The sequence below is a fragment of the Aeromonas sp. s4 genome, assembly GCF_040907855.1.
GTDB classification, from domain to species: Bacteria; Pseudomonadota; Gammaproteobacteria; order Enterobacterales; family Aeromonadaceae; genus Aeromonas; species Aeromonas caviae.
On the sequence record NZ_JBFOCP010000057.1, the window covers coordinates 25,776 to 47,999 of the forward strand.

The 22,224-nt window shown below is 64.3% G+C and carries 23 protein-coding genes; 13 read left to right on the forward strand and 10 right to left on the reverse strand.

Annotation, left to right across the window (positions count from 1 at the left end):
• Nucleotides 1-170: 170 nt before the first annotated feature.
• On the reverse strand, nucleotides 171-749 hold the full coding sequence (locus AB5Y89_RS19075; protein ID WP_039040739.1) for an alkylphosphonate utilization protein: 579 nt from the start codon (nucleotides 747-749) through the stop codon (nucleotides 171-173).
• A gap of 179 nt (nucleotides 750-928) precedes the next feature.
• On the opposite strand from AB5Y89_RS19075, the gene AB5Y89_RS19080 reads away from it, so the two are divergent.
• The 6 genes from AB5Y89_RS19080 to AB5Y89_RS19105 all read left to right on the forward strand — a co-directional run bounded on the left by AB5Y89_RS19080 (nucleotide 929) and on the right by AB5Y89_RS19105 (nucleotide 5,564).
• A complete protein-coding gene (locus AB5Y89_RS19080; RefSeq protein WP_368224285.1) occupies nucleotides 929-2,122 on the forward strand; it encodes a methyltransferase in 1,194 nt (397 codons plus the stop codon).
• A gap of 188 nt (nucleotides 2,123-2,310) precedes the next feature.
• The gene (locus AB5Y89_RS19085) at nucleotides 2,311-3,756 is read left to right on the forward strand and encodes a chitinase (protein WP_368224286.1); all 1,446 of its coding nucleotides are present in this window, start codon (nucleotides 2,311-2,313) and stop codon (nucleotides 3,754-3,756) included.
• 122 nt (nucleotides 3,757-3,878) lie between these two features.
• On the forward strand, nucleotides 3,879-4,244 hold the full coding sequence (locus tag AB5Y89_RS19090) for a VOC family protein (protein WP_319899883.1): 366 nt from the start codon (nucleotides 3,879-3,881) through the stop codon (nucleotides 4,242-4,244).
• 207 nt (nucleotides 4,245-4,451) lie between these two features.
• On the forward strand, nucleotides 4,452-4,850 hold the full coding sequence (locus AB5Y89_RS19095) for a GFA family protein (protein ID WP_330143615.1): 399 nt from the start codon (nucleotides 4,452-4,454) through the stop codon (nucleotides 4,848-4,850).
• Between the two features lie 29 nt (nucleotides 4,851-4,879).
• Complete coding sequence (locus tag AB5Y89_RS19100) at nucleotides 4,880-5,107, forward strand: DUF4287 domain-containing protein (protein ID WP_042863908.1); 228 nt, start codon at nucleotides 4,880-4,882, stop codon at nucleotides 5,105-5,107.
• A gap of 46 nt (nucleotides 5,108-5,153) precedes the next feature.
• Nucleotides 5,154-5,564, forward strand: coding sequence for an SRPBCC domain-containing protein (locus AB5Y89_RS19105; RefSeq protein WP_368224287.1), 411 nt, complete (start codon nucleotides 5,154-5,156; stop codon nucleotides 5,562-5,564).
• Nucleotides 5,565-5,655: 91 nt separating this feature from the next.
• Here the strand turns inward: AB5Y89_RS19105 and smrB are convergent, their stop codons facing one another.
• The gene (gene smrB / locus AB5Y89_RS19110; protein WP_045524915.1) at nucleotides 5,656-6,180 is read right to left on the reverse strand and encodes an endonuclease SmrB; all 525 of its coding nucleotides are present in this window, start codon (nucleotides 6,178-6,180) and stop codon (nucleotides 5,656-5,658) included.
• 65 nt (nucleotides 6,181-6,245) lie between these two features.
• Here smrB and prmB point away from each other — a divergent pair, with 65 nt between their 5' ends.
• The gene (gene prmB, locus AB5Y89_RS19115; RefSeq protein ID WP_041211581.1) at nucleotides 6,246-7,181 is read left to right on the forward strand and encodes a 50S ribosomal protein L3 N(5)-glutamine methyltransferase; all 936 of its coding nucleotides are present in this window, start codon (nucleotides 6,246-6,248) and stop codon (nucleotides 7,179-7,181) included.
• A gap of 16 nt (nucleotides 7,182-7,197) precedes the next feature.
• The gene (aroC, locus tag AB5Y89_RS19120; protein ID WP_128314264.1) at nucleotides 7,198-8,286 is read left to right on the forward strand and encodes a chorismate synthase; all 1,089 of its coding nucleotides are present in this window, start codon (nucleotides 7,198-7,200) and stop codon (nucleotides 8,284-8,286) included.
• Nucleotides 8,287-8,373: 87 nt separating this feature from the next.
• Here the strand turns inward: aroC and AB5Y89_RS19125 are convergent, their stop codons facing one another.
• Nucleotides 8,374-9,159 (reverse strand): substrate-binding periplasmic protein, encoded by a 786-nt coding sequence (locus tag AB5Y89_RS19125; protein WP_368224339.1) that lies wholly within the window; start codon nucleotides 9,157-9,159, stop codon nucleotides 8,374-8,376.
• A 338-nt stretch (nucleotides 9,160-9,497) separates the two neighbouring features.
• Between AB5Y89_RS19125 and AB5Y89_RS19130 the strand changes: the two genes are divergently transcribed.
• Nucleotides 9,498-10,898 carry a DEAD/DEAH box helicase gene (locus tag AB5Y89_RS19130; protein ID WP_368224288.1) on the forward strand — a complete coding sequence of 467 codons (1,401 nt, stop codon included), beginning with the start codon at nucleotides 9,498-9,500 and terminating at the stop codon, nucleotides 10,896-10,898.
• Nucleotides 10,899-10,983: 85 nt separating this feature from the next.
• On the opposite strand, the gene AB5Y89_RS19135 is transcribed toward AB5Y89_RS19130, so the two are convergent.
• From AB5Y89_RS19135 to cra, 4 genes are all read right to left on the reverse strand, one after another.
• Nucleotides 10,984-11,673 (reverse strand): RES family NAD+ phosphorylase, encoded by a 690-nt coding sequence (locus tag AB5Y89_RS19135; RefSeq protein WP_042017126.1) that lies wholly within the window; start codon nucleotides 11,671-11,673, stop codon nucleotides 10,984-10,986.
• The gene (locus AB5Y89_RS19140; RefSeq protein WP_316287549.1) at nucleotides 11,673-12,077 is read right to left on the reverse strand and encodes an antitoxin Xre-like helix-turn-helix domain-containing protein; all 405 of its coding nucleotides are present in this window, start codon (nucleotides 12,075-12,077) and stop codon (nucleotides 11,673-11,675) included. The genes AB5Y89_RS19135 and AB5Y89_RS19140 overlap by 1 nt, the downstream gene beginning before the upstream one ends.
• Nucleotides 12,078-12,320: 243 nt before the next feature.
• On the reverse strand, nucleotides 12,321-13,514 hold the full coding sequence (locus tag AB5Y89_RS19145; RefSeq protein WP_041211460.1) for an aromatic amino acid transport family protein: 1,194 nt from the start codon (nucleotides 13,512-13,514) through the stop codon (nucleotides 12,321-12,323).
• 307 nt (nucleotides 13,515-13,821) lie between these two features.
• Nucleotides 13,822-14,808 carry a catabolite repressor/activator gene (gene cra / locus AB5Y89_RS19150; protein WP_368224289.1) on the reverse strand — a complete coding sequence of 329 codons (987 nt, stop codon included), beginning with the start codon at nucleotides 14,806-14,808 and terminating at the stop codon, nucleotides 13,822-13,824.
• Nucleotides 14,809-15,115: 307 nt separating this feature from the next.
• On the opposite strand from cra, the gene fruB reads away from it, so the two are divergent.
• The 3 genes from fruB to fruA are packed head-to-tail and all read left to right on the forward strand — an operon-like array spanning nucleotide 15,116 to nucleotide 18,926.
• Nucleotides 15,116-16,216: a fused PTS fructose transporter subunit IIA/HPr protein gene (gene fruB / locus AB5Y89_RS19155; RefSeq protein ID WP_368224290.1), complete on the forward strand. Its 1,101-nt coding sequence runs from the start codon at nucleotides 15,116-15,118 to the stop codon at nucleotides 16,214-16,216.
• A complete protein-coding gene (pfkB, locus tag AB5Y89_RS19160) occupies nucleotides 16,216-17,205 on the forward strand; it encodes a 1-phosphofructokinase (RefSeq protein WP_041215117.1) in 990 nt (329 codons plus the stop codon). The genes fruB and pfkB overlap by 1 nt, the downstream gene beginning before the upstream one ends.
• Nucleotides 17,202-18,926: a PTS fructose transporter subunit IIBC gene (fruA, locus tag AB5Y89_RS19165; RefSeq protein ID WP_368224291.1), complete on the forward strand. Its 1,725-nt coding sequence runs from the start codon at nucleotides 17,202-17,204 to the stop codon at nucleotides 18,924-18,926. The genes pfkB and fruA overlap by 4 nt, the downstream gene beginning before the upstream one ends.
• A gap of 82 nt (nucleotides 18,927-19,008) precedes the next feature.
• Here the strand turns inward: fruA and AB5Y89_RS19170 are convergent, their stop codons facing one another.
• Nucleotides 19,009-19,260 carry a DUF1289 domain-containing protein gene (locus AB5Y89_RS19170; RefSeq protein ID WP_039040754.1) on the reverse strand — a complete coding sequence of 84 codons (252 nt, stop codon included), beginning with the start codon at nucleotides 19,258-19,260 and terminating at the stop codon, nucleotides 19,009-19,011.
• A gap of 150 nt (nucleotides 19,261-19,410) precedes the next feature.
• Between AB5Y89_RS19170 and mltA the strand changes: the two genes are divergently transcribed.
• Complete coding sequence (mltA, locus tag AB5Y89_RS19175; protein WP_029314565.1) at nucleotides 19,411-20,562, forward strand: murein transglycosylase A; 1,152 nt, start codon at nucleotides 19,411-19,413, stop codon at nucleotides 20,560-20,562.
• 133 nt (nucleotides 20,563-20,695) lie between these two features.
• Here the strand turns inward: mltA and yfaE are convergent, their stop codons facing one another.
• Both yfaE and nrdB read right to left on the reverse strand, forming a co-directional pair.
• Entirely contained in the window at nucleotides 20,696-20,995 is a 300-nt protein-coding gene (gene yfaE / locus AB5Y89_RS19180; protein WP_272952346.1) for a class I ribonucleotide reductase maintenance protein YfaE, read from the reverse strand.
• Nucleotides 20,996-21,064: 69 nt separating this feature from the next.
• Nucleotides 21,065-22,198, reverse strand: coding sequence for a class Ia ribonucleoside-diphosphate reductase subunit beta (gene nrdB / locus AB5Y89_RS19185; RefSeq protein WP_010674816.1), 1,134 nt, complete (start codon nucleotides 22,196-22,198; stop codon nucleotides 21,065-21,067).
• Nucleotides 22,199-22,224: the final 26 nt, after the last annotated feature.

A 22,224-nucleotide genomic window follows, 5' to 3' on the forward strand; every position in this document is an offset into this window, starting at 1 on the left:
ATGCGTGCCGGGAAGGCCCTCTCCATTGGCGCACTGACAGTCAGGGGAGGGGCATACCGCGGAACTGGTTTGCAGGATAGTCCAGTTTCCCGCGAGTGCCACCCGAACGGCAGGAAACAGAGGCAACAAAAAAGCGCCCCTGGGGGCGCTTCTGGCTTGAAGGGTCGGTATCAGGCCTTCTTCAGGTAGGCGGCCACCAGCACGATCTGCATGCCGTTGACCTTGCCCTCGATGTGCAGCGGGTTGTTGGTCAGGCGAATGCCCTTGACCAGGGTGCCGCGCTTGGCGGTGAAGCCCGCGCCCTTGACGTCCAGATCCTTGATCAGGGTGACGGAGTCCCCTTCCACCAGCACGGCGCCATTGGAGTCGACGGTCGGCACGCTGTCGTCATCGTCGCTGGTCACGCCGGCGTCTGCCCAGGCCTTGACCTCGTCTTCCATGTACATCATGTCCAGCATGTCCTGGGCCCAGAGCTCGCCCCGGGCGACGAGGGCCTTCAACTGGCGCCAGGCCATCACCTGCACCGCCGGCACCTGGCTCCACATGCTGTCACCCAGGCAGCGCCAGTGGTTCACCTCCGTGGTGTCCGGCTGCTCCAGCTGGCCGCGGCAGGTGGCGCAGAGGGCCACGCTGTGGTCGTCGTCGCTGGCGGGGGAGTGCGGCACCGGGAAGGCAGTCAGCGCATGTTCTGCGCCACACAGCTCGCATTTGGCATTTGCACGGGCTTGCAGGATGGCATTGATGGTCATGATTGGGTTCCGTTTATAGGGGTAAAGCGGCTCGCCGTGGCGGGCTGCGCGAATGAGGGGGCGGAGTATAGCACAAATCCCTGCTTTTTGTCAGGCTACCAGAGGCGCACAGGCGAGTGCTTTTTGACGGCAGATCGCTAGAATGAGCCTCCCTTTTTGCGCCAAAGGACAGGTTCACCGTGCTGGCCCACCGTTTTCGACAACTGGACTGCTTGCTCACCGCCGAGCGACGCTGGTGGCAATACCAGCCCTATCACCACCTGGGGATCGCCTTTGCCCGCGAGGAGCCAGCCCTTGCGAAGTGCCTGGCAGCCCTGACCCTTGACGAGATCGCGCACCTCGACGGGGACATGGATGCGCTCTGCACCCTGCTCGCCCCCTGGATCCCGGCGGGGGCCGAGTTGCAGGCCCTCGGCGAGCTTGCCACTTTCGCCCCCGAGCCCGTCCAGTGCGCCAGGGCCATGGCGATGTACATGCCGGGACGCAAGCAGGGGCAGATAGAGGCCTTCACCGGCTGTCTGCCCCCCCACCAAGGTCCCTATCTGGAGTGGTGCGCCGGCAAGGGGCATCTGGGACGCCTGGTGTCGTTGCACCGTGGCGCCGAGATCCTGAGCCTGGAGTGGCAGGGGGCGCTCTGCGAGGAGGGGCGGCGGCTCGCCGCGCGCGACGGCGCCAACATGCGGTTCGTGGAGGCGGATGCCTTTGCCGCCGAGTCCGGGGCCCTCATCGCCCCGGACCATCACGCCATGGCGCTCCATGCCTGCGGCGATCTGCACACCCATCTGCTGACGCGGGTGGCCGAGGGGGGCGCCCAGGGGGTGACCCTCTCCCCGTGTTGCTACCACCTCATCAGGGGAGAGCGCTATGCGCCCCTCTCCCGGGCCGCCAGGGCCAGTGCCCTGCGCCTTGGCAAGAGCGACCTGAAGCTGCCGCTGCAGGAGACGGTGACCGGCGGCGCCCGCATCGCCCGGTTGCGGGAGCGGGAGGTGGTGTGGCGCCTCGCCTTTGACTGCCTGCAGCGCCAGGTGCGCGGGGTGGATGAGTACCTGCCGGTGCCCAACCTGCAAAAGAGCCTGCTGACCGGGGGCTTCGAGGATTTCTGCCACTGGGCCGCCGAACGCAAGGGGATGGGCTTGCCCGCGGGGCTTGACTACGCCGCCTTGCTGGCACAGGGGGAGCGCCGTTTTGGCGATGTCGCCCGCATGGAGCTGGTGCGCCACCTGTTTCGCCGCCCCCTGGAAATCTGGCTGCTGCTCGATCGCGCCCTCTTCCTCGAGGAGCAGGGCTACCGGGTCGAGGTGGGCACCTTCTGTCCCAAACCCATGACCCCGCGCAATCTGCTGATCCGGGCGGTGCGCGCAGGGGGGATCTGAGCAAGCGTCTGGACAGGTCGGATGGCTGCGGCCGCAAGACCTGGGGCTGGATCCCCCTGCAAACGAGCGCCATCTGAGTGCAGGGAGGCATGGCTCACAATTTCGCCAAATTCTTAATTCTTGTCGTGAATTTAGTTGTCAGGATGCCTATGCTCGCCCTGACATTTTCAAGACAAGGATGGTTACCCATGTTCATGCTCACGCGTACCGCCTGCCTGGTTGCCCTCGTCTGGGCACTGCCCGGCCAGAGCGCCATGACAATCCAGCCCGATCCCCAGAACAGCGGCGGCTATGTGATGGCGGCGGCGGATCTTGCCAGTGCGGCCCAGGCCAAGACCGCCAACCCCATGTACGGGATCTGGTCCCACGCCCTGGCCACCCGGCCCAATTCGGTGGTGGAGGCCATCGTGGCACGCGCCCCCGGCAACCCGGACAACGTCAAGCGGGTCGAGCGGGTCTTCACCGAATCGGACTGGGAGTTCCTGACCCAGATGGCCGCCCCGGAGTACACCTACGAGCGCTTCCTGCGGGCGGTGGGCAAGTTCCCCGCCTTCTGCGGCGACTACACGGACGGGCGCAATGCGGACGCCATCTGCAAGAAGTCCATCATCACCGCCTTCGCCCACTTTGCCCAGGAGACCGGCGGCCACATCGCCAAGGAGAATGTCTCCGACAACCCCCTTGGGCTGGAGGAGTGGCAACAGGCCCTGGTGCACGTGCGGGAGATGGGTTGGTCTGAGGGGCAGACCGGCTACACCACGGGGTGTGGCCAGAGTGACTGGCAGAACCGGCGCTGGCCCTGCAGCACCGGTCAGGGCTATTTCGGTCGCGGCGCCAAGCAGCTCTCCTATCACTTCAACTACGGCGCCTTCTCCGAGGCCATGTTCGACGGCGACGCCACCGTGCTCCTCAACAACCCCGGGCTGGTGGCGGACTCCTGGCTCAACCTCGCCTCCGCCATCTGGTTCTTCCTGACGCCCCAGGCTCCCAAACCCGCCATGCTGCATGTCATCGACCGGACCTGGGTGCCCTCCCAGCGTGAGCTGGCGGCGGGCATCGGCTACGGCTTTGGCACCACCATCAACATCATCAACGGTGGCATCGAGTGCGGCGAGCAGAACAAGAACAAGGGCCAGCCGGTCAACCGCATCCGCTACTGGGAGGGGCTTGCGGCCCACTACGGGATCCCGCTGCTGGCGGACGAGAAGAACACCTGCTGGCAGCAGACCCCCTATGGCAGCCTCAACCTCAACGGCGCCACCGACGTGCTCTACACCAACTGGGACGGCAACTGGAAATACTACCCGGACAGACCCGGCGGCTACTCCTTCGAGTGCGATCTGGTGGGGTACCAGACCGCCTATTCGGCCCTGGTGCCGGGGGATTACGAGAAGTGCGTGACCAACTTCTACGGCTCCCACGCCAGCTGGCCCAAGGTGCGGGTGGTGGCCACGCTGGATCCGGCCCCGGTCGACCCCGGCACGCCGCCGGTGGACGGGGTACCGGCCTGGGACGCGGGCAAGGTCTACACCGCCGGCAACAAGGTGAGCCACAAGGGCGTGGTGTATCAGGCCAAGTGGTGGACCCAGGGCAACGAGCCGGGCAAGGGGGATCCCTGGGCACCGGTGACCTGAGAGTCAGTACAAGCGCAAGCACCCCGGGGAGGCCGCGCGCCTCCCTTGTTGATCGCCGCGCTGGCTTGTTGCGCCTCTTTTGGCACTGATAGAGTGCGGATTCACACCGAGGGAGGATGACCATGAACATCGCCATTCATTTTGAAATTCCGGTACAGGATCTGGAGAGAGCCATTCGCTTCTATGAGGGGGTCTTCGAGACGGTGCTGGAGCGGGTGCAGATCGATGGCAACGAGATGGCGCTCTTTCCCCTGGAAGGTGGCACGGCGGGCTGCTCCGGCGCCCTGGCGAAGGGGGAGAGCTATGTACCGAGCCTGGATGGCACCCGGATCTATCTGCGGGTGCCTGACATCGAGGGGGCCATGGCCCGGGCGCTGGCATCGGGCGGGGCCTGTCTCTATCCCGTCACCCGGGTCGGGGAGGGCCTCCGGGTGGCGGAGTGTCGGGATTGCGAGGGGAATCGCATCGCCTTGCAGGAGGGAACCTGACCATTATTTATTCGGTGCATGGGGTGTATTAGGTCATTCACACGATGAATAAAGAGGGGGATTTTCCCGCTCCGGGAGCCTCAGCCCCGCGGTGAGGCCCCGGAATGGTCAGTTGCCGCCCCCCGGATCCCGTGCTACTTCATCTGGTGCGGCAAGGAGGCGAGCACCCGTTCGCCCGGTCTGTCGCCCCAACTCTCAGGAGGCATCATGGAAGGTCATTGTCTGTGTGGCGGGATCACCGTGTCGAGCGGCGATCACAAGGAGGTCAACCTGTGTCACTGCGCCATGTGCCGGCGCTGGTCAGGGGGGCCCATGTTCGCGGTGCACGGGGGCAAGGGCGTGCGGTTCACCGGGATGACCCCGGTGGCCTACCGCTCGTCGGAGTGGGCGGAGCGCGGATTCTGCCCCACCTGCGGCACCCATCTTTTCTACCATCTGTTGCCGACGGACGAGTACATCCTCTCCGCCGGCCTGTTTCAGGAGCAGGGGTTCGAGCTCACCGGGCAGATCTTCATCGACGAGAAGCCCGACTTCTATGCCCTCAAGAACGACACCCCGACCCTGACCGGACAGCAGGTGTTCGAGCAGTTCGCCCCCAAACCCTGAGCCTGTACTCACCCCGAGGAGAAGCCATCATGGATGAACAACCGAAGGTGAAGGGGCCTGCCTCCTATTTTCCCGCCATCGAGCAGAAATACGGCCAGCCCATCGTCCACTGGCTGACCCTGCTGGCAGGGCGGGAGGAGCGCAAACACATGGCCCTGGTGGCCTGGCTCAAGGACGAACACGCCATGGGTCACGGTCATGCCAATGCCCTGGTGGCCCACTTTTTGGCGCAGCCCGATGCGCCCGGCGTGGCATGACAGTGCCACAGTGCAAAAAGTGCAGGAAAGCCAGAGGAGCAGAGAGATGAAGATAAGCGTCAGCGTCTGGGTTGCCAGGCCGATTGCCGATGTGTGGCTGGGCTGGAACACCCCCGCCAGCATCATGGCGTGGAACGCCGCCTCCCCGCAGTGGCACTGCCCCCAAAGCCGGGTGGACCTGCGGGTGGGCGGGCGTTTTTGCCACCACATGGCGGCGCGGGATGGCAGCACGGGGTTTGATTTCGAGGGGACCTTCACCGAGGTCACTGCGCCGACGGTGCTCGGCTACGTCATGGACGATGGCCGCGAGGTGAGCGTTCGGTTCGTGGCAGAGCAGGGGGGCACCCGGGTGGAGGAGCTGTTCGATGCCGAGTCCCTGCACAGCGGCGAACAGCAGCGGGCGGGGTGGCAGAGCATCCTGGATAACTTCAAGCGCCATATGGAAGCCGCCGGCTGACCCCTGCGGGGCGTCATAAAAAAAACCACCGCAAGCTGGCGGTGGTTTTTTTATGGCGTTCGCCCGGGGCAAGGCGGGGCGGGGAAGGGGGTCACTCCTCGATGTCCAGCAGCACCAGGATGGCGCTCTCGCCACCCCACTCCCGCGGCGCCTGGTGAAAGGCGCGCACAGCGGGGTGCTGAGCCAGCCAGCTCGGGATGCGCTGCTTGAGGATGTGCTTGCCGATGCCGTGCATCACCGAGGCGACGTGGATGTTCTCTTTTCGGCACAGGGTGAGCAGGGCCGCCAGCTCCTGCTTGGCCTGGTGCTGGCTCATGCCGTGCAGATCCAGATAGATCTCCGGCGGGTAGCTGCCGCGCTTGAGCTTTTTCAGCTCGAATTTTGACACGTCGTCGCGCACGTAACGGGTCGGCCCGTCCGCCTCGAGATGGGGCTGGTACTCGTCGCTGAAAAAGTGGTCAACCCCAAGCTTTTCGCGGCTCTCGCGCACTTCGCGTTTCTGCTTGACCGGGCTTGAGGAGGCCCTTATGGTATCTTGCTTAATTTTCCGGGTACCTTTGACAGCATCACGAAACAGCAGGCTTTCCTCGTCTGTGAGTGAGGGCGTTTTTTTCATCAGGTACTCGTCTTGCTCGCTGTATAAAATTCTCGGGCCGGATATTACTCGACTTGGAGGTGGATTTGGACAAGATATTTATCGATGAGGTGGTTGCCGAAATGCACACCATCCAGGACATGTTGCGCTGGGCCATGAGTCGTTTCAACGACGCCGGGATCTTCTACGGACATGGTACCGACAACGCCTGGGATGAGGCCGTGCAACTGGTGCTGCCCGCGTTACATCTGCCGCCGGACGTGGATCCGGGCATGCGCCACTCCCGCCTGACCACCAGCGAGCGCCACCGCATCGCCGAGCTCATCATCCGCCGCGTGCAGGAGCGCATTCCGGCGCCCTACCTGACCAACAAGGCCTGGTATGCGGGCTGGGAATTCTACGTGGACGAACGGGTGCTCATTCCGCGCTCCCCCATCGCCGAGATGGTGGCCAACCGCTTCGCCCCCTTCCTGAAAGACGAACCGACCCGGATCATGGACTTGTGCACCGGCTCCGGCTGCATCGCCATCATCATGGCCCACGAATTCCCCCATGCGGAAGTGGATGCCATCGACATCAGCGTCGATGCCCTCAACGTGGCGGAGCGCAACATCAACGATCACGGCCTCGAGCAGCAGGTCATCCCCATTCGCTCCGATCTGTTCCGGGATCTGCCGGCCGGTGACAAGTACGATCTCATCGTCTCCAACCCGCCCTATGTGGATTCCGAGGACATGTCAGATCTGCCGGAGGAGTTTCGCCACGAGCCGGAGCTGGCCCTGGCGTCGGGCTCCGACGGCCTCAAGCTCACCAAGCGCCTGCTGGCCAATGCCGCCGACTTCCTGAAAGAGGATGGCGTGCTGGTGGTCGAGGTGGGCAACAGCATGATCCACCTGGAAGCCCAGTTCCCCGAGGTGCCCTTCACCTGGGTCGAGTTCGAGAACGGCGGCCACGGCGTCTTTGTGATGACCCGCGCAGAGCTCGAGCAGTACCAGGCCCATTTCGCCATTTACAAGAACTAAGCAGCAAGGAGCATCCATGGCAGGGAACAGTTTCGGCCAACTCTTTCGGGTCACCACCTTCGGCGAGAGCCACGGTCTGGCGCTGGGCGCCGTGGTCGACGGCTGCCCGCCGGGGCTGGAGATAAGCGAAGACGATTTGCAGGGGGATCTGGACAGGCGCAAGCCCGGCACCTCCCGCTACACCACCCAGCGCCGCGAGGCGGACGAGGTGAAGATCCTCTCCGGGGTGTTCGAGGGCAAGACCACCGGCACCTCCATCGGGCTGCTCATCGAGAACACCGATCAGCGCTCCAAGGACTACTCCGAGATCAAGGATCTGTTCCGACCCGGCCACGCCGACTACACCTATCACCAGAAGTACGGCCAGCGTGACTACCGTGGCGGCGGCCGCTCCTCTGCCCGCGAGACCGCCATGCGGGTCGCGGCGGGGGCCATCGCCAAGAAGTACCTGAAACAGGTGCACGGCATCGAGATTGTGGGTTTTCTCTCCCAGCTCGGCCCCATCAAGGCGGAAGGGTTCGACGAGAGCCAGATCGAGCAGAACCCCTTCTTCTTCCCCGATGCGGGCAAGCTGGAGGTGCTCGATGAATACATGCGTGCCCTCAAGAAAGAGGGCAACAGCGTGGGGGCCAAGGTGTGCGTCGTGGCGCGCAACGTGCCGGTGGGCCTGGGGGAGCCGGTGTTCGACCGCCTCGACGCCGACATCGCCCACGCCATGATGGGCATCAACGCGGTGAAAGGGGTGGAGATCGGTGACGGCTTCGCGGTGGTGGAGCAAAAAGGCTCGGAGCACCGGGACGAGATGACTCCGACCGGCTTTGCCAGCAATCATGCGGGGGGCATCCTGGGGGGCATTTCGTCGGGTCAGGAGATCGTGGTGAGCATGGCCCTCAAGCCCACCTCCAGCATCACGGTGCCGGGCAAGACCATCACCACCAGTGGTGAGGCCACCGAGATGATCACCAAGGGACGTCACGACCCCTGCGTCGGCATCCGTGCCGTGCCCATCGCCGAGGCCATGCTGGCCCTGGTGCTGATGGATCACCTGCTGCGCCACCGCGCCCAGAACCAGGGCGTGCACACCCAGACCCCGCAGCTGCGCTGATCATGCTGCAGGCAGGGTGAGTGATCACCAGGAACGACAAGGCGACCCCAGGGTCGCCTTTTTCGTGGTTTTTTGCCGGCGTCGGCGTCAGGGGGCCGATGGCGTCGAGAGCGATGGGTGCCGGGTTGCGTCCTGGAGGCAGCGGGGCGGCGCAAAGGCGGGGTCCGGTGAGGGCAGGGTGGCGATGGCGGCATCGATGCGGGCGAGCGCCTCATCGTTCACGGCCTTTTTGGCAAACATCAGGCGCACCGGCTGCTGGTGCAAGAGCACCTGACACTGGATGGCGTCGCTCGCCCCGAGCTGGCCGAGCCGGTAGCGGGCGTACTGCCACTCCATGATGACCCCGTCGAGGCGGCGCGCCAGCAAGAGGGTGAGCAGCCTGTCATCGCTGTTGTATTCACTCGCCTGCCCGAGGGCAGGGCACTCCTCGTTCATCGGCAGGGGGCGGGTACCCCGCAGCTTGCCAAGTCGCAGCCCCTTGGCCTGGCACAGGGTTGCCAGCTCGGTGAACCCTTGCCAGCTGTCGGGCTCCCCGGCCTGCGGGCGCTGGCTCAGCAGCACGAAGCTGGCGCGCCGATAGGGGGCGGAGAAGCGGGCGAACCGCTCCCGCTCGGGGGTTTTCAGGGCGCCCATGGCCACGTCCAGCTGCTGGCGCTCCATGAGGTAGAGGGCCCGGGCCCAGGGGAGGTTGCGAAAGGCGGGCTCAACGCCTGCCTTGCCCAGGATCTGGCGGGTCAGGGTCACGTCCAGTCCGCCGAGGGTGCCGTCGGCAGCGATCTGGCTGAAGGGGGGCCAGTGGCTCCAGGCCACCGACAGGGTCTCCCTGGCGACGAGGGGCGGGGCGAAGAGCAGGGGCAAGACGAGGCCCAGCATGCGCCGGGCGGTGGGGGTGAACTTCCGTTTCAATCAAAACCTCCTGTTCCGTGTATCGCGCCGTCCCCGGCAGGCTGTGCAGGGGCTTTGATACATACGGCGATTCGGGCCATTTTGTCCTGCCTTTGTCGCTATTTCCAGCCGCGCTGGGAGGTGCATCACATTTTCCTCGTCTAAGTGCGCCAACTCCGTTAGACTGCGCCTCTATTCTTTCCCCTTTGCTCTGCTCCCCGGGGAAATCGTTGTTTTCTCTATAGGCCCGGATCCTGTGAGATGGCATCGGCTCAGCAGAGGAGCCCCACCACGATCTTTGGCGCCCCTATCCCTAGCAGGTAACTATGAGTTTTACTTCCCTCGGTCTGGCCGAACCCTTGTTGCGTGCCGTTGCCGAGCAAGGCTACGACACCCCGTCTCCCATTCAGCAACAAGCGATCCCGGCGGTACTGGCTGGCCGTGATCTGATGGCCGCCGCCCAGACCGGGACCGGCAAGACCGCAGGTTTTACCCTGCCGATGCTGCAGCGTCTGACTGAAAGCAAGCGCAAGGTCTCCCCGAATCGCATCCGTGCCCTGGTGCTGACCCCGACCCGCGAGCTGGCCGCCCAGGTGGGCGAGAGCGTGCGCAACTACGGCAAACACCTGCCGATCCGCAGCCACGTGGTATTTGGCGGCGTGAGCATCAACCCGCAGATGATGGCGACCCGCCGTGGTCTGGACGTGCTGGTGGCCTGCCCGGGCCGCCTGATGGATCTCTACAACCAGAACGCCGTCAAGTTCGATGAAGTGGAGATCCTGGTACTGGACGAAGCGGATCGCATGCTCGACATGGGCTTTATCCGCGACATCCGCCGTATTCTGGCCCTGCTGCCGAAGAAGCGCCAGAACCTGCTGTTCTCCGCCACCTTCGCCGACGAAATTCGCGAGCTGGCCACCGGTCTGCTGGACAACCCGGCGGTGATCGAAGTGACCCCGCGCAACAGCACCGCCGAGCGCATCGAGCAGCTGGTACACCCCTGTGACAAGGCCAACAAGATTGCCCTGCTGAGCCATCTGGTCACCAGCAACGACTGGCAGCAGGTGCTGGTGTTCACTCGTACCAAGCACATGGCCAACCGCGTTGCCGAGACCCTCGACAAGAACGGCGTCAGCGCCGCCGCCATCCACGGCAACAAGAGCCAGGGTGCCCGTACCCGTGCCCTGGCCGGTTTCAAGGATGGCAGCGTCAAGGTGCTGGTGGCGACCGACATCGCCGCCCGTGGTCTGGACATCGACAAACTGCCACAGGTGGTCAACTTCGAGCTGCCGAACGTGGCGGAAGATTACGTGCACCGTATCGGCCGTACCGGTCGTGCCGGCGCCGCCGGTCACGCCATCTCCCTGGTCGCGGCCGATGAAGGCAAGCTCATCAAGGCCATCGAGCGTCTGACCAAGCAGAACATTCCGTGCGAGCAGGTGGCCGGTTTTGAAGCCTCCCGCGAGACCCTCGACAACATCGCCCGTGGCATCGGCGCGCCGCTTCGCAAAGAGCCGCGCGATCCGAGCGAGCAGCGCCGTGCGCCGCGTCCGCAAGGTCAGGGCCAGCGTCAGGGTGCCGGTCGCTCTGCCAACGGTGGCAATGGCGGCGGTAACCGCTCCGGCAACGGTGGCAAGCCCAAGCCCCAGGGCGGTCATCGTCCGGAAGGCGGCGCCGCCAAACCGGCCCAGGCCCGTCGTCCCCGTCGCGCCAGCCACAACCAGTAAGCGGCCAGGGAGCCAGGCTCCCCACTGTTCGGTTGATACAAAAAGCCCCGCCAATCTGGCGGGGCTTTTTTTGTCCTGGTAGACGCTATTCACCGTAGAGGCGGATCTCCAGCACATGAGTGATGGCCTCGCCGCTCCAGTGGTACTCCAGATGACGGGCGTGGTCCACCCGGCTGACCAGACGGGGGCGATAGAGCACGTGACAGTCGTGACCGGGGTGGCGCACCGAGCGGTAGTGGATGCCGTCCGCCCCGGCGACCTTCTGCTCCCGGGCGAAGGCCTGGGCGGGGCCGTAATCGGTGGCGTGATAGAGGGGGCCTGGCAGAAACGCCGGGCCCGTGATGTCGATGAGGCTGGCGCTGAACTGCGCCTGGATCACCCGCATCTGCACCTTCTGGGCCGGCTCCCGGGTGTACCCGAAGATCCGCTCCCTGTGGTAGACCGTCTCCTTGATGCCGGTGTCGAGGGAGGGGGCACAATAGTAGCCGCCAAAGTCCCCCGTGGTGAAACGGGCACCCTCGGGATTGAGGTGGGTGAAGGCGGCCATCACATAGCTGCCGCCGGGCAGCCCCACCAGCCAGTCTTCCCTGGGCACCCGCATCAGCTCGCCCGCCTCTTCCCTCAGCCTGTCGTTGGTCAGGGCCTCGACGGCCCAGACCGCCTCAAGCTCGTCGGCGGTAGCGACGTCTTCATAGAGGCAGATGGGGGGAAAGCGGCTCGGAATGATGCGATAGGCGCAGGCATTGTGGAAGGTGCGCAAGGGCGGGGAGGACATCAGGCCATCTCCCCGCGCCAGGCGTGCAGCCGGGTGGCCACTTCGTAGAGATCGGCCACCCGCCCACCCTGCATGACCTCCATGGCGCTGCGCCCGGCGAAGAAGGGGTGGCTGTTGGGTTTGCGCACCCAGCCATAGATGCTCTCATCCAGGCTGAACAGCAGCCGCAGGCTCTTGTGGATGTTGAGTAGATAGCTCATCCGCTCCTGGAGATCGGCGCTGAGCCGAATGCCGCCGCTGGCCTCCTTGTACTTGTTCAGGGTGGAGCGGGAGGTAATGCCAAGCAGCCTGAGCTGTTCATCCGTGCTGCACTGCCATTTGTCCATGATGCGAAACACCACGGGCAGGGCCTTGCTGGGATCGACGGCGGGCTGTTGCCGGGGGAGAGATGCGGTGGCGGCCATGTTGCCTCCCGGGTTGGCGTGCCAGACGGGCACGGGATCATGGGTTGTCTGCTAAGCAGTGTAGGGCAGGGGCGCAGTCATGTACATATCTATACATGGTTGCACTCAAATGTTCATTGTTGGATGGGCTTCTCGAGGAGGGGCGCGGGTCGGCCAAGTGAGCCCGTGCCAATGACACGCCCCGCCAACTGGGTTGGCGGGGCGTGTCTCTTTGCGGCGTTTCTGTTTGTCGGGACGGGGAGATCAGAGGGCGGGCAGCAGCCCCATGCTGACGCTGACCTGTACCCCGACGATGAGTACCCCCATGGCACCGGCCAGACCCAGGGCCAGCACGCCACCCGGGACGCGGTAGTGGTCTGCTTCGGCCTGCTTTCGGCTCTGCCACACCAGGGCCACCGGCAGCAGCACCGCCAGCACCGCCAGCGCAATGGCAGCGTAACCGAGCGCCATGATGAAGCCTTGCGGGAAGTAGAGGGCGAACAGCAGGGGCGGCACGAAGGTGATGAGGCCGGTCTGGGTGCGGCCCTGCCAGTTGTCCTTGCGACGGGTCACCTTGGCCATGAAGTCGAACAGTCCCAGGGTCACCCCGAGGAAGGAGGTGGCGAGCGCGAGATCCGCGAACAGATGCATCGCCTGGTTGAAGGCGGGCCAGCTCACCAGGCCGCCGACGTTGGCCAGCAGGCTATCCAGGGCGCCGCCGGTCTGGATCAGGGATTGCTGGCCCAGCAGCCCCAGTATGGCGACCTGCCATAGTACGTAGAGCACGAGCGGCAAGGCGGAGCCCCACACGAAGACCCGGCGCAACTGCCTGGGGTTGTCCCCGAGGTAGAGCATGACACTCGGGATGGAGCCGTGGAAGCCGAAGGAGGTGAAGATGACCGGCAGGCCCGCCAGCAGCAAGCCTTCCCCGAGGGGCATGGAGAGCAGGTGCTGCCCCTGGGCGCGGGGCAGCAGCAGCGCCAGCACCGCCACCATGATCACCAGCTTCACGGTGAACATCAGGCGGTTGAGGTAATCCACCTGCCTGGTGCCGACGCACACCATGCCGCCAAACAGCAGGGTAAAGACCCAGGCCGCCTGCTCCTGGCCGAGGGGCAGGCCGGCATCGGCCAGTGCCTGGGCCAGCAGGCTGCTGCCGCCGCTGATGTAGGCGGAGGCCAGGGCGTAGAACAGCATCAGGATGCAGAAGGAGGCGATGCCCTTGCCCCAGGGGCCGAGCAGGTGATCCGCCAGCTGGTGCAGGTACCACTTGCCGGTGCTGAGGCTGGCTTCCACCTGCAGCATGGCGGTGAAGGCCATCAGGGCCCAGAGGCCGATCATCAGCATCAGGGTGGCGGGGCCGCCCAGGGACGAGGAGGCCAGCGGCAGGGCCAGCATGCCGGCGCCTATGGTGGTGCCGGCAATCAACAGGGTACAACCCAGGGTCTTGGTATTCATGTCATCCATCCGAAAGTGAGGGGCGCTGTTGCAAACAAGAGAGAGCCAGTTGGCTGTGTCGGGAGACGCCTCCGGGGAAAAGCCGGAGGCTAGCAATATCGGAGTGGAGACATCGTTACGAACAGCCGCAGGTTGTAAAACAGGGTTGCCACGTTAGCCGATTAAAATATCGAAAACAAGCGGGAGTGAGCGAAGGTTCTACTGTGAAAGGCGCTTGTGTGGAAATAAATGATGACAGTTGTCTGGAATGGATGGCGTAAAAACACGCAAAGGCGACCGTGGTCGCCTTCGGCACGTCCGTTTCGCGTCAGCGGCGGCGTTTGAGGGTGCGGCTCACATAGTGCAAGCCGCTCTGGTAGTCACCATTGACCGCCTTGAGGGCCAGCGTCAGGGCCTGGCTTGCCAGGGCGTCGTGCTGCTGGGGCAGGGAGTTGATACCAAAGGGGAGGAAATCGAGCAGGCGGTCATCCCCGAAGGTAGCCATGGCGAGCTGGCTCATGTCGGCCTCCTGCTCCAGCAGGTAGTCGAGCACCCCCTCCATCAGGATGTAGGAGGTGGTGATCAGCGCCTCGGGCAGTTGGCCGAGCTGCTGATGGAGCGTCTTGATCAGGCGATACCCTTCGGTACGCGAGAAGTGGGCCCCTTCACACAGGTGGCGGGTTGCACTGTGACTGGCAATGGCCTGCTCGAAGCCCGCTTTTCGCTCCTGGCTGATCGTCAGTTCCGGCAGCGCGGTGATCAAGGCGATATGCTCGATTGCCGGGGTGAGCAGGGAGGCGGTGAGGTCCAGGCTCGCCTTCTGGTTTTCACTCGCCACGGTGACGAAATGCTCGGTGGCCATGGCACGGTCGATGGCGAGGATCTGCACGCCCCTAGACTGCTGCTCCAGGTAGAAGGGATCCGCCGGGGGGAGACAGCTTGCCACCAGCAGCGCGTCCACATGGCGGCTCACCAGCATCCGGGCCAGCACCTTTTCGGTGTCCGGATCGTCCTCCGAGCAGACGATGAGCAACTGATATCCCTGGGTGCGGGCCCCTTGCTCCAGGCGCTTGGCGAGCTTGGCGTAACTGGCGTTTTCGAGGTCGGGCAGGATGAAGCCGAGGGTGCGGGTCTGGCCGCCGCGCAGGGAAGCGGCGCGGCTGTCCGGCTGATAGTTGTGGGCATGGACCACGGCCATCACCTTGTCGCGGGTGGCCTGGCTGATGCGGTATTGATCGGCCTTGCCATTGATCACATAGCTGGCGGTGGTGCGAGAGACACCGGCCAGCGCGGCGATTTCATCCAGTTTCATCATGTTGGCTCTGTTTGAGTTGCAAGGCCCGCGCCGGTTCCTGGTTGGGGCGCCGAAAAGTGTGCGCGGGATCATATCATTGAAACGTACTTTCTGCGGGATCTTGAACAATGCGCTGAAACGATTCAGTCTGAGTGTAAGTGAAACGATTCAGCTTGTCAGTAACGGATGATTATCTGCACTTGGAAATGGGTTCCGGCTCACCAAAGCGAGAGATCACCGTCTATTGTCAGCAGGCAAGTTACCCAAAAATCGAGTTGAGTTGAGCCGGTACGCCGCGAGGCGGAGCCGGACCTGATGGAGAATCTCTATGTTGAAGTTGGCGCGACAGCAAATCCTGCTGGGACAATCGGTGACGACCAAGGCGGACGCCATCGCCCTGCTGGCAAGCAAACTGACCGACGCCGGTCTGGTTGAAGCAGGTTACGTGGACGGTATGCTGGCGCGGGAAGCGCAGCACGCCACCTATCTTGGCAGCGGTATCGCCATTCCCCACGGCACCACGGACACCCGTCATCTGGTGAAGAGCACCGGCGTCATGGTGGCCCAGTTCCCCCACGGCATCGAGTGGGACGAGGGGCAGATTGCCTACGTCGCCATCGGCATCGCCGCCAAGTCCGATGAGCACCTGGGGATCTTGCGCCAGCTCACCCACGTGCTGGGTGACGAGCAGGCCGCAGCCCAGCTCAAGGGGGCGACCGACGAAGAGACCATCATCAATATCCTGACTGGCGCGACTGGCGCCAAAGAGGTGCAATACCTGACCCTGGCGGACTTCCCGGCCGACGACCAGGACCAGTTGCTGCTGGGGGCTGCGGCCCGCGCCAAATCCGCAGGCTGGGGAGACGCCGCCATGGTGAGCGCCCTCCTGGCCAGCCAGCCTGTTCACCTGGGGGAGGGCATCTGGCTGGCCCGTGCGCAAGCGGCCCAGACCGGTTGGGTGCGGGCCACCCCGAGCACCCCGCTGAACGTCGGTGAATTGCCGGTCAGCGCCCTGCTGCTGCTGTGTGCCGCTGATAGCGGCCATTTGCCGCAACTCGAGAATCTGGCCAAGCTGGCCGCCGCCGGCCAGCTGGCCACCCTTTCTGGCAGCGACGGTCTGGCCATGTTGCAGGCGGGTCCGGCGAGCGGGCTGTCCGAGACCTTCACCATCATCAACCCCCACGGTCTGCACGCCCGTCCGGGCGCCATGCTGGTCAAGGTGGCCAAAGAGTATGAATCCGACATCCGCGTCGCCAACCTCGATGGCAGCGGTGAAGCCGTCTCTGCCAAGAGCCTGATGAAGGTGATCGGGCTTGGGGTCAAGTGCGGTCATCGTCTGGCGTTTCGCGCCGAAGGAGCGGATGCCGAAGCAGCCCTCAAGGGCATTGGTGAAGCCATTGCCGCCGGCTTGGGCGAGGGGGCGCACTGATGGACATCGTCACCATCACCCTCAATCCCGCGCTCGATCTCACCACCCGTCTGGAGGCCATGCACCCTGGCGAGGTCAATCTGGTGAGCGAGGCCAACTTGCGCGCCGCGGGCAAGGGGATCAACGTCGCCATGGTCTTGAAAGATCTCGGCCGTGACGTAGGCCTGACCGGCTGGCTCGGCGAGGGCAACCAGCAGAGCTTCGTCTCCCTGTTCGAGGAGCGTGCCCTTGCCGATCACTTCGTGCGCGTGGCGGGCGACACCCGGATCAACGTCAAGATCTCCGAACAATCCGGCCGGGTGACCGATCTCAATCTGCCGGGACTCGCCGTGCAGGAGGGCGATGTCAGCGCCCTGGAAGCGGCGCTGGAGCGACTGGCTCCCCACTCCGACTGGTTCGTGCTGGCGGGCAGCCTGCCCAAAGGGGTGGCCCCCGATTACTGCGCGCGCCTCATTCGCCTGCTCAAGGCCAAGGGCAAGCAGGTGATCTTCGATTGCAGCGGCGCGGCGTTGAGCGAAGGGATCAAGGCGGCGCCGACGCTGGTCAAACCCAACCTGGAAGAGCTGAGCCAGTGGGCCGGTCGCCCCGTGAAGACCCTGAGCGAGCAGGCCGAGTGCGCCCGCGCGCTGCAGGCAAGCGGGATCCCCAACGTGGTGATCTCCAATGGTGCCGACGGCCTCATCTGGTTTGCACCGGATGCCACCTGGCAGGCGATTCCGCCGCGCATGGAGGTGGTCAGCACCGTGGGTGCCGGCGACTCCCTGGTGGCGGGCCTGGTCCATGGCATGAGCCTAGACTGGACGCCGGAGCAGACCCTGCGTCTGGCCACCGCCGTCTCGGCACTGGCGGTGAGCCAGGTCGCGGTCGGCTTCAACGATATCAATGTGCTCAAACCGTTACTCGAGCAGGTGCGCGTACAGCGTCTGGATGATCTGGCACCGACTCAACCCCAACCCCATTTGATGGCTAACTCAGGAGATGCCCAATGAAAGCAATTCTGGTTACGGCTTGCCCGGCGGGCATTGCCACCAGCTTTCTCGCTGCAAAACGGATAGAACAGCAGGCCAAACTGGCTGGCTGGGAGCTCACCCTCGACGTCGACTCCAGCGTGCAGCCCCGTCTGGTTCCCTCGAAAGAGCAGATTGCCGCCGCCGACCTGGTGCTGGTCGTTGCCAGCGCACCGGTGGATCTCGCCGCCTATGACGGCAAGTCGCTCTATCGGGGCGACATGGATCTGGCGCTCCAGGATCCCGCAGCCCTGCTGGAAGCCGCGCGAAGCGGTGCCAGCGTCTATCGCCATGAGGCGGCGCCTGTGGTTGCCAAACCGGCCAGCGGTGCCAAGCGCATCGTGGCGGTGACGGCCTGCCCGACCGGGGTGGCCCACACCTTCATGTCGGCCGAGGCCCTGGAGACCATGGCCAAGCAGCTGGGTCACCAGATCCGCGTCGAAACCCAGGGCTCGGTCGGTGCCCAGAATGCCTTGACGGCGGACGAGATTGCCGCCGCCGATCTGGTGTTCCTCGCCACTGACATCGAGGTGGACATGGCGCGCTTTGACGGCAAGCCGGTCTATCGCACCAGCACGGGGGCTGCCCTGAAGAAAACCCGGGCCGAGCTCGACAAGGCCTGGACCGAGGCGAAGATCTATCGCCACAGCGGCGCGGCTGCGGTCAAGAAAGAGGAAAAGGCGGGCCCCTACAAGCACCTGCTGACCGGTGTCTCCTTCATGTTGCCCATGGTGGTGGCGGGGGGCCTTATCATCGCGCTCTCCTTCATCTTCGGCATTGAAGCGTTCAAGGAAGAGGGGACGCTGGCCGCGGCCCTGATGAAGATCGGTGGCGGCTCCGCCTTCGCCTTGATGATCCCGGTGCTGGCAGGCTACATCGCCTACTCCATCGCCGACCGTCCGGGTCTGGCGCCCGGCATGATCGCCGGTATGCTGGCAAGCTCGCTCGGCGCCGGTTTCCTTGGCGGCATCGTCGGCGGCTTCCTCGCCGGTTACAGCGCCAAGTTCCTGAGCGACAAGGTGCGCCTGCCGGTCACCCTGGAAGCCCTCAAGCCCATCCTCATCATTCCGCTCTTTGCCAGCCTGTTCACCGGTCTGGTGATGATCTACGTGGTGGGTGGCCCGGTGGCGGGCATCATGAACGCCATGACCGAGTTCCTCAACAACATGGGCTCTGCCAACGCGGTGCTGCTGGGTGTCATCATCGGCGCCATGATGTGCTTCGACATGGGTGGCCCGGTCAACAAGGCGGCTTATGCTTTCGGTGTCGGCCTGCTCGCCTCCAAGACCTATGCCCCCATGGCAGCGGTCATGGCCGCCGGCATGGTGCCTGCACTGGGGATGGGGATCGCGACCTTCCTGGCCAGCAGAAAGTTCATCAAGGCGGAGCAGGAAGCGGGCAAGGCCTCCTTCGTGCTGGGTCTGTGCTTCATCTCCGAGGGGGCCATCCCGTTTGCCGCCAAGGACCCCATGCGCGTCATCCCGGCCTGCATGGCGGGCGGCGCCCTGACCGGTGCGCTCTCCATGCTGTTCGGCTGCGAGCTGGTGGCACCCCACGGCGGTCTGTTCGTGCTCTTCATCCCGAACGCCATCAGCCATGTGATGATGTACATCCTGGCGATCGCGGCCGGTTCTCTGGTGACCGGGGTGGCCTACGCCATGCTCAAGCGTGGCGAGGAGCAGGCCAAGCTGGCGACTGCCTGAGGACGTCACGGCGTGACACACCCTTCATGACAAGGCGGCCCTGGGGCCGCCTTTCTTGTTGAGGGGAGGGGCAAAGGGGGATTTAAAAATCCCAGCCCGGCGGGGGCGGCGGATCGGCCGCCTCTGCGGCCTGCGCCTTGCGGCGAGCGGCCTCGACCCTGGCCTTGCGGCTGCGGCACAGACGCATCACCTCCTGCTGCTGGGCAGGGGTCATGGCAAGCCAGTTGAAACGCTCCTCGCGGCTTCGCAGGCATCCCTTGCAATACCCCTTGTTGTTCAGTTCGCAGACCCCGACACAGGGGCTCTGGAGTGGGAAGATTTCGAGCTGTTCCATCCATGACCTCTCACACCTTGTCACCTTGTTATAACCCAGAAGATCACGGCAGGAGAAATCCGTCGTCAGGGGCGTGAAGGCGTTTGCTTTCCCCGGGCAATTTTGGCATCTTCCCCGCCGTGCAAGACACTCGGTGTTATATGAGGACATATGAATAGACATGCGTACTGGTTGGCCGCCGCCGTGGTGGGGCTGGCCGGTTGTGCGGGCAACCCTGAACCGGTCAAGGTGCCCCAGAAGAAGGCGGAATCCGGATGTTTTCTGAACTGCGAGATCCCTGTGAATCTGGGCAAGCAGTATCTGGATGGTGCCCTGCCGGGGGATCTGGTGCGGGTGGAGCGGGTCAACAGCCGCGCCCGCGCCGATTACAGCAAGTTCGGTCCCCAGAGCCGGATGGTGATGGAACGCTCCGGCCGTATGGCGAGCCGCTATGGGGAGCTCTACCGTCAACTCTCACGCTGGGTCGCCAATGGGGGCAATCCCGCCCATATCACCCAGTACGGTATCAGCCTGGCCCAGCTTGGCGGTGCCGACCGCATGGGCAACGTGCTCTTCACCGGCTACTACTCGCCGGTGCTGGAGGTGCGCCATCGCCCGGACGCCCAGTACAAGTATCCCATCTATGCCATGCCCAACTGCGGCGGTCGCTGCCCGAGCCGGGCCGAGATCCACCGGGGGGCGCTGGCCAACCGGGGGCTGGAGCTGGGCTACAGCAAATCCCTCATCGACAACTTCCTGATGGACGTGCAGGGTTCCGGCTTCGTTCACTACGGCGATGACGACCGGTTGCAGTACCTCGGCTACAGCGGCAAGAACGGCCACGGCTATGTCAGCATTGGCCGGGTGCTCATCGACCGTGGCGAAGTGCCCAAGGAGCAGATGTCCATGAAGGCCATCAAGGAGTGGGCCAATCGTCAGCCGGAAGAGAGCGTGAAGGAGCTGGTGGAGCAGAACCCCTCCTATGTCTTCTTCGAGCGCCGTCCCACCAACGACGTGGTGGGGGCCGCCGGCATTCCGCTCTTGCCGATGGCGGCGGTGGCTGCCGACAAGACTCTGCTGCCCATGGGCACCCCTATCCTCGCGGAAGTACCGCTGCTGGACAAAGAGGGCAACTGGACCGGCAAGCACCAGCTGCGGCTGCTGATTGCGCTGGATGTGGGGGGCGCGGTGAAGAAGGGCCACCTCGATCTCTACCACGGTATGGGTGAGAAGGCCGGTGTCGCGGCCGGTCACTATAAGCACTTTGGCCGGGTCTGGAAGCTGGGTCTGCACCACGGGCCGACCGCCGCCCCCTGGTTGTAACGCCCCCGGGTTGTAATGTAAGAGGGGCCATGGCCCCTCATTTCCCTCAAGAGACGGGACATTCCCATGAAAAAAGCCGCCGGAGCAATCCGGCGGCTTTTTGTTTGCGGGGCAGATCTGGCGACAAGGGCCGTCAGCCCTTTCGGATATCGAGCTTGATGGCGCCCACCGGCTGGCAGCAGCAGGGGAGACACTCCCCCTGGGAGACAAAGGCGAGCGGGACGGCGGCGTAGTGCACCTTGCCCGCCAGCAGCGGGGTGCGGCAGGCGCCGCAATAGCCGCTGCGGCACTGGAACTCCACGTGATGGCCGTGGCGCTCCAGGGTCTCCAGCACGCTTTCGCCGGGATGGGGGTGCAGCACACCGTCCAGGGTCTGTACCTGGGGGGCTTGCCCCTCCGACGCCGTGGTGGCGGAATGCAGGGGCGCGTTCAGGGTGGCGGTGGCGTCACTCACGGACGTCGCTCTCCCGCATCATGGTCTGCCAGCAGAGGTCGCCTTGCATCACAGCTCGAAGTCACCCAGATCGTCGGCGTGCACTTCACTGTCTATCTGACCCACCAGATAGGAGCTTACTTCCACTTCCTGGGGCGCCACCTGCACGTTGTCGGAGGAGAGCCAGGTGTTGATCCAGGGGATGGGGTTCTGCTTGGTGCCGGCAAAGGCCGGTTGCAGGCCGACGGCCGCCATGCGCAGGTTGGTGATGTATTCCACGTACTGGCAGAGGATGTCCTTGTTCAGGCCGATCATGGAGCCGTCCTGGAACAGGTACTCGGCCCACTCCTTCTCCTGCAGGGCCGCTTCCTTGAACAGCTCGAAGCAGGCCTGCTCGCACTCGACGGCGATCTCCGCCATGTCGGGGTCGTCGTTGCCGCTGCGCATCAGGTTCAGCATGTGCTGGGTACCGGTCAGGTGCAGCGCTTCGTCACGGGCGATCATCTTGATGATCTTGGCGTTGCCCTCCATCAGCTCGCGCTCGGCGAAGGCGAAGGAGCAGGCGAAGCTCACGTAGAAGCGGATTGCTTCGAGGGCGTTGACGCTCATCAGGCACAGGTAGAGCTTCTTCTTGAGCTCCCGCAGGCTGATGGTGACTTCGCGATCCCCGATCCGGTGGGTCCCCTCACCGTGCAGGTGATAGACGGAGGTGGCCTCGATGAGATCGTCATAGAAGTGGCTGATGGAGCCGGCGCGCTTCAAGATCTGCTCGTTGGTCACGATGTCGTCGAACACCTGGCCCGGGTTGTTGACGATGTTGCGGATGATGTGGGTGTAGGAGCGAGAGTGGATGGTCTCGGAGAAGGCCCAGGTCTCGATCCAGGTCTCCAGCTCCGGGATGGAGACCAGGGGCAGCAGGGCCACGTTGGGGCTGCGGCCCTGAATGGAATCCAGCAGGGTCTGGTACTTCAGGTTGGAGATGAAGATGTGCTGCTCGTGGGGCGGCAGAGCCTGGAAGTCGATGCGGTCGTGGGAGACGTCCACCTCTTCCGGGCGCCAGAAGAAGGAGAGCTGCTTCTCGATCAGCCGCTCGAAGATGTCGTGCTTTTGCTGATCATAACGGGCCACGTTGACCGACTGGCCGAAGAACATCGGCTCCTTGAGCTGATCGTTTTGGGTCTGGCAAAAAGTAGAGTAAGCCATGGTTCGAATGCCGTGAAATAGGGAAA

Excerpts from the sequence above, each read along its gene's own strand:
- AB5Y89_RS19135 (WP_042017126.1), bottom strand. The coding sequence starts at position 11,673 with ATGTCCTCCCCGCCCTTGCGCACCTTCCACAATGCCTGCGCCTATCGC.
- AB5Y89_RS19140 (WP_316287549.1), bottom strand. The coding sequence starts at position 12,077 with ATGGCCGCCACCGCATCTCTCCCCCGGCAACAGCCCGCCGTCGATCCC.
- AB5Y89_RS19130 (WP_368224288.1), top strand. The coding sequence starts at position 9,498 with ATGAGTTTTACTTCCCTCGGTCTGGCCGAACCCTTGTTGCGTGCCGTT.
- AB5Y89_RS19090 (WP_319899883.1), top strand. The coding sequence starts at position 3,879 with ATGAACATCGCCATTCATTTTGAAATTCCGGTACAGGATCTGGAGAGA.
- fruB (WP_368224290.1), top strand. The coding sequence starts at position 15,116 with ATGTTGAAGTTGGCGCGACAGCAAATCCTGCTGGGACAATCGGTGACG.
- cra (WP_368224289.1), bottom strand. The coding sequence starts at position 14,808 with ATGATGAAACTGGATGAAATCGCCGCGCTGGCCGGTGTCTCTCGCACC.
- aroC (WP_128314264.1), top strand. The coding sequence starts at position 7,198 with ATGGCAGGGAACAGTTTCGGCCAACTCTTTCGGGTCACCACCTTCGGC.
- AB5Y89_RS19145 (WP_041211460.1), bottom strand. The coding sequence starts at position 13,514 with ATGAATACCAAGACCCTGGGTTGTACCCTGTTGATTGCCGGCACCACC.
- AB5Y89_RS19095 (WP_330143615.1), top strand. The coding sequence starts at position 4,452 with ATGGAAGGTCATTGTCTGTGTGGCGGGATCACCGTGTCGAGCGGCGAT.
- AB5Y89_RS19105 (WP_368224287.1), top strand. The coding sequence starts at position 5,154 with ATGAAGATAAGCGTCAGCGTCTGGGTTGCCAGGCCGATTGCCGATGTG.
- AB5Y89_RS19085 (WP_368224286.1), top strand. The coding sequence starts at position 2,311 with ATGTTCATGCTCACGCGTACCGCCTGCCTGGTTGCCCTCGTCTGGGCA.
- fruA (WP_368224291.1), top strand. The coding sequence starts at position 17,202 with ATGAAAGCAATTCTGGTTACGGCTTGCCCGGCGGGCATTGCCACCAGC.
- AB5Y89_RS19125 (WP_368224339.1), bottom strand. The coding sequence starts at position 9,159 with ATGCTGGGCCTCGTCTTGCCCCTGCTCTTCGCCCCGCCCCTCGTCGCC.
- pfkB (WP_041215117.1), top strand. The coding sequence starts at position 16,216 with ATGGACATCGTCACCATCACCCTCAATCCCGCGCTCGATCTCACCACC.
- smrB (WP_045524915.1), bottom strand. The coding sequence starts at position 6,180 with ATGAAAAAAACGCCCTCACTCACAGACGAGGAAAGCCTGCTGTTTCGT.
- nrdB (WP_010674816.1), bottom strand. The coding sequence starts at position 22,198 with ATGGCTTACTCTACTTTTTGCCAGACCCAAAACGATCAGCTCAAGGAG.
- AB5Y89_RS19170 (WP_039040754.1), bottom strand. The coding sequence starts at position 19,260 with ATGGAACAGCTCGAAATCTTCCCACTCCAGAGCCCCTGTGTCGGGGTC.
- AB5Y89_RS19100 (WP_042863908.1), top strand. The coding sequence starts at position 4,880 with ATGGATGAACAACCGAAGGTGAAGGGGCCTGCCTCCTATTTTCCCGCC.
- mltA (WP_029314565.1), top strand. The coding sequence starts at position 19,411 with ATGAATAGACATGCGTACTGGTTGGCCGCCGCCGTGGTGGGGCTGGCC.
- AB5Y89_RS19075 (WP_039040739.1), bottom strand. The coding sequence starts at position 749 with ATGACCATCAATGCCATCCTGCAAGCCCGTGCAAATGCCAAATGCGAG.